This is a genomic window from Methylacidimicrobium tartarophylax (assembly GCF_902143375.2).
Taxonomy (GTDB): Bacteria; Verrucomicrobiota; Verrucomicrobiia; order Methylacidiphilales; family Methylacidiphilaceae; genus Methylacidimicrobium; species Methylacidimicrobium tartarophylax.
In genome coordinates, this window is the sequence record NZ_CABFVA020000104.1 from 1 (window position 1) to 4,435 (window position 4,435).

General features: G+C 57.1%; 3 protein-coding genes and 2 pseudogenes. 1 reads left to right on the forward strand and 4 read right to left on the reverse strand.

All coding sequences use genetic code 11. From position 1 onward, the window contains the following. On the reverse strand, positions 1-2,131 hold a 2,131-nt coding region (locus MAMT_RS08935), incomplete at its 3' end, for an HsdM family class I SAM-dependent methyltransferase (RefSeq protein ID WP_142660676.1). Position 2,132: 1 nt separating this feature from the next. Beyond that, positions 2,133-2,369 (reverse strand): DUF6471 domain-containing protein, encoded by a 237-nt coding sequence (locus tag MAMT_RS08940; RefSeq protein WP_142660678.1) that lies wholly within the window; start codon positions 2,367-2,369, stop codon positions 2,133-2,135. 182 nt (positions 2,370-2,551) lie between these two features. Here MAMT_RS08940 and MAMT_RS08945 point away from each other — a divergent pair. Then, a pseudogene (locus tag MAMT_RS08945) lies at positions 2,552-3,589 on the forward strand (IS1595 family transposase). 198 nt (positions 3,590-3,787) lie between these two features. Here the strand turns inward: MAMT_RS08945 and MAMT_RS08950 are convergent. After that, positions 3,788-4,210: a hypothetical protein gene (locus tag MAMT_RS08950; protein WP_142660680.1), complete on the reverse strand. Its 423-nt coding sequence runs from the start codon at positions 4,208-4,210 to the stop codon at positions 3,788-3,790. A 58-nt stretch (positions 4,211-4,268) separates the two neighbouring features. Continuing rightward, a pseudogene (locus MAMT_RS11555) lies at positions 4,269-4,435 on the reverse strand (IS481 family transposase); the annotation flags it as partial.

Genomic DNA, 4,435 nt, shown 5'->3' on the forward strand with positions numbered 1-4,435 from the left:
CCTCCCGAAGCACCGCACGCCCGATCAGCAACGGACGGCGATTTTCTAGGAGGTAATCATGCGAACCCCAACACTTAACTGCGAGTATATCATATGCATCACAGGGGCGGGTAATATGCGTATGTCCTGCTATAAACGCGGTTGCCATCTTCTTCAGGCTGACCATCTTTTTGTCGAAGGCGGCCTTTTCTGCAACAGGGTCGTCCTCCGAAGTCAGCAATCCGAGTGCTCTTGCATCCGGCTTACTCCAAGCATGACGGACGTTGAATGACGATGCCCCGAATGCCGTCGCACTGATTAACGCAGCACGCTTGTACGGAATGGAAATATTCGCCTTGTGCAACGCATACGATTTCACCAGTTCAGGCAGATCGTTGTCTGCGATGGGGAAGCGTTTAGCATCGCGGGTTTCTCCGATCTCGCCAACCGCGTAAACTAGAACCTTTTCGTTCTTCAGCGTCTCGTCGAGTTTTGCTGGCGCCAGTAGCTTGTCGCGCTTTTTCATGTGTAGGATCACTACACGTTTCGGCGTGTTGAAGAACGTTCTTTCCGGCAGCAACGCCACTAAATCGACGGCACAGTTCTGCAAGATCCATTTACGCAGGAGTTCGTCAGGTGTCCTGAGTAGGAATGCTTCCGGCAGCAAAACCCAGGCGTCGCCGCTTTTCTTCAAGGCCTGGACAATGTATTGGACAAACAACCCCTCGATGCCGCTATATTTTCTAGCGAAGTAAGCCTTCCGCGCGGCGTCCTTGGCGATGAGCTTTCGGAAGTCGGCGGAACCGGACACGACGAATGGTGGATTCGTGATGATTACGTCGAACTTGTCCTTATCCATTCGTTCGAGGGTGCCAAGCGCCGTTTTCTCAACACACGTAAAGACCTTGTTGATCCATGCAGCGAATGCTGCGATCCGGCCGGGCTGCTCGGCCAGCAAATCTCCACAGTGGACCAGTGCATTCGCCTTCGCGAGTATCGCGGTCTTAGGGATCAATTCGAATGAATGCCATACGTGCTTTGGCTCCATCGCGTTCTCCTTCAGCGTCCACTGGGCTTCCAGGTCCCGCGCCATAGGCTCAAGCACGAAACCGCCAACGCCGGCAGCAGGGTCACAAATCGACTTTCCAGCGGACATCGTGCTGATGCCGGCCATGTCGTGAACTGCGCCTACCACCTTGCGTGGAGTGAAGAACTGGCCAAACGTATTGGTGGTATCGCTTTCCTGAAGGAATGTCTCATACAGCCGCGTCTTGAACTCCGGATCGGTATTCTTGAGCGAGCCAAACCGCACGAACTTCTTCAGCAATTCATGGAAGATGATGTTGTGATCGCGGTTTTGTTTTTGTAGGACGATGCCATTGATGACGCTGTAGCCGTCACTTCCCGAGGGAAACAACTCCTTGATGTACGGTCGGACAACATCAAAGTATTCCTCGAGCACCTTGTCGCGATTCAGCTTCAGGATGTGGCCTAGCGATACGTCACGCCCCTTGCTGTCCTTGCGCATGAGGCCCAAGTCGTTCAGAAATTTGTAAATGAAAATCTCGACGAAAGTCGCAAGGCAATCTTCCGGGCGATCCGCTCTCAGGCGCCAGATTGTTTGCCATACGCTGACCGACAGCGCGGTCGGATTGACCTTCTTGCCCGATAGAACCTTACCTGTGCGTGGGTCGAAATTGTTAATGACATAGACAATCTCGGCCACCACGGTTTCATCGTCATAGTTGAGAATCTGCGGCATGGGCTTTCCATCTTCCCTCTCCACGAGTTCGATGTCGTCCGCTTGCGCATTGATCCAGTAGGTCGACTTGGTATCGGTAACGTAGCCAAGCAGAGCGCCGGTTGGTTTCGCGAATACCTTGTGGAGCTTTTCCGCGTGACCCCGCCAATTCTTAGCCGTCAAAGTGCCAGAGGCTTTGTCATCGCCAATGACGAGGGGGTCTGGCGTTGTTCCTCGCCGCACAATGAGTTTGTCGAACTTACGCTTGCCGTTCTTGTACTCCCTATCGGGCAGAAGGCCATGTTCGACGTACTGATTGACGGTGGCAAGTTGCGTCGAAAACATTTCGTAGTCGCCGACCTTCTTGCCGATCAAGCCGTGATAGTTGCTTTCCAGTTCTTCAGAAGCCACGCTATTCTCCTAGCCGAATCGTTTGGCATCCAATTGCGGCCAGGCACTGCACCAAGAACACCGCCGAGAACTTCCCGCGGCTGATCTTGTTCGCAATGTTCTCCGGCGTCTCGGCAATACCCGCGGTCGCCAGCTTCTCGGCGAGTTCCTGGTAGGTGATGTCGCGGCGCTTTAGCTCCGCCTTGAGCAAGCCTTTGACCTTGCCGTCCCAGTCCAGGGCCTTCTGCGTCTTCTTCATCTAAGCGCTCCCTGATCGCATTCGCTCCGCAGGCTCATCGTCTGAGCCTGCGGAGCGCCAATACTGCTCACCGGACTTCGGAGAGCAGAGGCACGAGCGATGAACATCATCATACCCGATAGATGCTTCTTGACAAGTGCCGATAGCGACATATCATACTAAGTATATTAATATCGTAGGTAATGATATCGGTCCACAACCAGCACTTCCTTCTCTCCGCCAAAGCCCGGTCGCTCTCGATCAAGCGGCTACACGCGCTGACCGACGACCAGGCGTTCGACCTGTTCCGCGAGATGCGCTGGGGCAAGGGCGAGGAAACGACGTGCCCGTGCTGCGGGAGTATCGCCAAGCACTGGTTCATCAAGACGCGCCGACAATGGCGCTGCCGCGACTGCAAGCACACCTTCTCCGTCACGTCCGGGACGATCTTCGCCTTCCACAAACTGCCGTTGAAGGACTACCTGATCGCCATCGCGATCTTCACCAACGCCGTCAAAGGCATTTTGGCGCTGCAATTGTCGCGCGACCTCGACGTGCAGTACAAGACAGCGTTCGTCTTGGCGTACAAGATCAGGGAATCGCTGATGGAGCAGCGCGACGAATCAGCGCTGGGCGGCGAAATCCACCTGGACGGCGCCTACGTGAACGGCCATATCCGGCCGAAGAACAAGAAGTCGGAGCGCATCGATCGCCGGCTGGCGAAGCATCAGAAGCCCGGCACGCGCTGCGTCTTCGTGATGCGGCAGAAGTGCGCCGAGATCGCCGAGAGCAAAATGGTCGGCGGTCATCGGACACTCACGTTCATCCTCAAGAACGAGAACTAGGCTGACGTGACGAAGCTCGCCGACGCCTTCGTGACTGCCGGCTCGACGATCTGCGCCGACGAGGCCAATGCCTGCGATCCGCTGCACGCCATGTTCGACACGCGGCGCGTCAATCACCAGAACGAGTACCGTGCCGACGACAGCACCACCAACAACCTCGCCGAGTCCTACTTCGCGGGCTTCCGCCGCATGCAGTACGGGCAGGTGCACAAGTTCGGCAACCTCTATCTCGATAACTACGCCAACGAGGCGGCGTACCGTGAGGACACGCGCCGCTGGGCCAACGGCGACATCTTCAACGACATCGGGAAGAAGTGCGCAAAGACGCGCACGAGCCGCGCCTGGTGCGGCTACTGGCAGGGGAACAAGCGGCTGACGGAGAGGTTGGCGGCGTAAGCGCCGGTCGACCGGGCTGCTACTGGCCCGGCATCGTTATGTCATACAATGCACGAAGCATTCCCCAACTTGAACCCAAACGCGGCCGTTCATGTCGAGCGAGTCAGGAATACGACCGAGGGCCACCCGGACAAGTGGCGGAAGCCGTAACATTCGCTGGCTCGGCGATCAAGCAGCCTGCGTAGGTCAGGCGATCTGCTAGGACCGCATGCCGTTCTTGTCGACGGCGACAATGCGGATGAGCTTCTTGCCGAGCAACTTCTTGATGATGATCGCAATCGACTTCTGCATGGCGTCGATCCGTTCCGGCGTGAGTTCGATGCCGCGTTCCGCCATGGCCCGTTCCGTCACTTCGCGCGTCGTGAGCGGCTGACCGGCGATCCGCAGCGCGCCGAGGATCGTGCGCGGACCTTCGCCGGGCGCGAAATAGCTGTTGCGCCGCCGATGCTCCTTGGCGCGCACTGTTCGCAGGTTCATGTCCGGCGCGAATACCTTGATCGTGGCGTCGACGTGACGCAGATCGTCGCCGATGCGTTCGATTTCCTTCCGGTGATGATCGATCAGGCCCGCCAGTTCCGCCCGCTTCGCCACCAGCCGTGTCACCACATGCGATTCGGCCACCTTGCTTCTCCGTAGTAGTCCGTTCCTACGGAAAGCATAGCGATTACGTCGGCATCAGCCGTGTGCGGCTGCTACATAAGTCCGGGTATTTGAGGTCCACAGGAAAGTAGCCCGGCAGGTAAACTTTAAAGGGTTTGGTGGGATTGTTGGCCGGTTTTTCCGGTTGAGGCAACCGGCAGTGGCCGAGGGCGCCCGCAGGAGCCGACCCAAGGCCGAGCGGGTCAT

Bases quoted from the DNA above. Each gene is read 5' to 3' on its own strand.
- MAMT_RS08940 (WP_142660678.1), bottom strand. From the start codon at position 2,369: ATGAAGAAGACGCAGAAGGCCCTGGACTGGGACGGCAAGGTCAAAGGC.